3 protein-coding genes are annotated in these 2518 nt (G+C 34.7%); all 3 read right to left on the bottom strand.

Annotated elements, in window-relative coordinates:
• Window positions 1-249 (bottom strand): hypothetical protein (locus tag IE080_RS19280; protein ID WP_189586802.1); only part of this gene is annotated, 249 nt, incomplete at its 3' end.
• Between the two features lie 139 nt (window positions 250-388).
• A complete protein-coding gene (locus IE080_RS19275; protein ID WP_189586800.1) occupies window positions 389-1132 on the bottom strand; it encodes a hypothetical protein in 744 nt (247 codons plus the stop codon).
• Window positions 1133-1264: 132 nt separating this feature from the next.
• On the bottom strand, window positions 1265-1915 hold the full coding sequence (locus tag IE080_RS19270) for a hypothetical protein (RefSeq protein WP_189586798.1): 651 nt from the start codon (window positions 1913-1915) through the stop codon (window positions 1265-1267).
• Between the last annotated feature and the right edge of the window lie 603 nt (window positions 1916-2518).

Here is a 2518-nt window from a genome sequence, read left to right as displayed (position 1 = left end):
TGGATTTAAAGATTCATTTGACTGTCTTCCTAAAAGAACTTGAGGCCCGACTTCCAATCGATTAAATCTCCAATTAAAACCAAATCCAACATTCAATGCGCCAGATGGTATAGTAGGAAAATCATTTTCAGCACGGAAACTGTTGAGATTGATAGTATGGGTATAGGTAAATGAAGGGTCACCAAATATGGCCCCAGTCCCCTTTTGTAATATGGTGTTTTTGTTATATCCCCCTCTTCTCTTGGCCATTGGGCAAAAAGAAGACTGATCGGTAGAAAAAGTATCAGGAAAACATTGATCAATCTCACCATTTAAGTAGAATATATGGATTTGAATACGCTGGTCAGATAGCTGACCGGCGTTGTGAATTATAGAATTTGTTACATACCTATTTTTTCTTTCTATCCCAATTAAATGCTCCGCCTATGGAAAGTTGGACCTGCCAATAGTTGAAACTATCCATTGGCGAGTTTAATATGGGAGTAAACCGTGAACTCCATGCTTCAGCATCCCTGACTTGAATTCTTCTTCCTGCTCTAAGTGTAATTATTGGTGATTCTGTTTTAAATAGATTAACTAAATCACAACCAACTCCAAGAATTAATCCTTCTGAAGAATGATTTAATAAAACTGAATTTCCGGGATTGCTTAACATGTCATTCAGGTTTACTTCATCAGTCCTTGAAGAAAGGAAAAAGCTAGTATCAGTATTTCTATAACCTATAAATGGATAAATAGAAACAATTTCATTTTTATAAACATGATAAGCTAAAATCAAATTGCTGGTGAACTGACTGCTCCTTAACTGTGAGTAACCCTGATCATCTGAATCAATTACTTGACTTCTTGAAAATAAATCAATCATCATGACAAATCTGTTAATTCTATAGTTAAGTCCAAAACCAAAGTTTAGTTGAGCTCTAGGAAATGGAGGATATCCGTTGATTAATAGGTCATTATTTATATTGGCTGATGGGCCAAATGTAAAACTGGGAACTATAACATATGCATTGATTCCTCGATTATAATCTGCTCTCAATCGAATGGATTCATCCTCATCCAGTAGTTCTTGTGCCTTTGATACTGAATAAATTTTAAATAATATTATCAATAATGTAATTGCTCTTTTCATTAAAATTAAAATTTATATTTTAAAGTGTTTACTACTTCCTTATCCCAACTTTGCCATTCTTTATCATAACTTTTTATGGCATTGGCCAACCCCCCAGTAAAGCCATACAAAATATATGGCGATTGATAGAGCTTAGTCACTTTTAGTCCCTTTAAAAAAACTGTTTGAAATGATACTCTTTTCTTCAAGACTAAGGTTTTCATTATATAGTGATGCAAGACCTTCTTGATAAGAAATATTTTTGAATGATTGGATTACTTGCTGATCATTTAATTCTCCTCTATCATATTTTTGGACTATTATCTCTAATTTATCACCAAAATCTGTTAAAAGAGATTTAATATAATCAGGGATATCGTCAAATGTCGCGGTAAATATTTCATCTCCTACTTCAAATTCAGTTTCATCATGGTAAAAGTAAAGGTTATAGTCATCTGAATTTAGATTAACGACCAGATCATTGATGTATCGGTCTAATTCAAGTTCTATCGATTCCTGAGTTCTAAAATTTAGTTCGTTAAACTGCCTACCGAGATCGGTACGCATTTGGAGGTTATTTGAAGCTATATTCACTGCATTTAAAAATCTTTCCCGGTCAAAAGAAGCATCCAAACTTTCTTCCACAAGTGGCTCAACCTGCTCTAATTCTTGGCAGGACCCTAAGAATAGCAAACCAGTCAACATGCAAACAGCGACATATGGTTTGCATCTGTTGAAGAATTTTTCCAAAACATAATTCCTGAATGTTTTGTCATTTTTGTGAATGTACTGTAAAGTTCTCATAATTAGTGGGGTTTAGAGTTAATACCCCTTTTCACGCCACAAAAAGAATTAAGTTTTCAAAAATTGGTTGATATCCATTTATTAAGTACTTATAATCGCTTAATTTTAATTGGTTAGAATTAAAGTCTATTTTTTGACCCTAAAACATATAAAAAATTCTGGTCTAAATCCGCGTTGCCTGCATCCGCCTCATCTGCGTTCCATTGGTTTCACGCCACGAGCGCAACGATTTATCGCTACGCCCGCTAATAGTGAGTTTTAGTCATAAAAAAATCCGTTCAAAATCCGCGATGCTTGCATCCGTCTCATCAGCGTTCCATTGGTTTCTCGCCACGAGCGCAACGGTCTGACGCCACGGCTGAAAAAAATGATTATATTCTCATGGACTTGCATAGCACCAAATCTAAATTCTGACTTCTAAAATCTAAAATAAAAAAGTCCACAGAATTTCGCAGATTTTTTGCCAAGTAGTCTTGATAATTTTTGAGAGCGAAAATCTCTTCGCAAAGCTTAGGGATTCGATTCTGATAGTAATTACTTGTTAAAGTTAGTTATTCCTCCTATCTCGAGCTGAATCAAAAACTGTGGGAATGTGTCTATTGG

It is taken from the genome of Mongoliitalea lutea, from assembly GCF_014652135.1.
In the GTDB taxonomy this organism is placed as follows: Bacteria; Bacteroidota; Bacteroidia; order Cytophagales; family Cyclobacteriaceae; genus Mongoliitalea; species Mongoliitalea lutea.
Note: the sequence above shows the minus strand (reverse complement) of the source record. Positions and strands in the feature narration are given on the sequence as shown.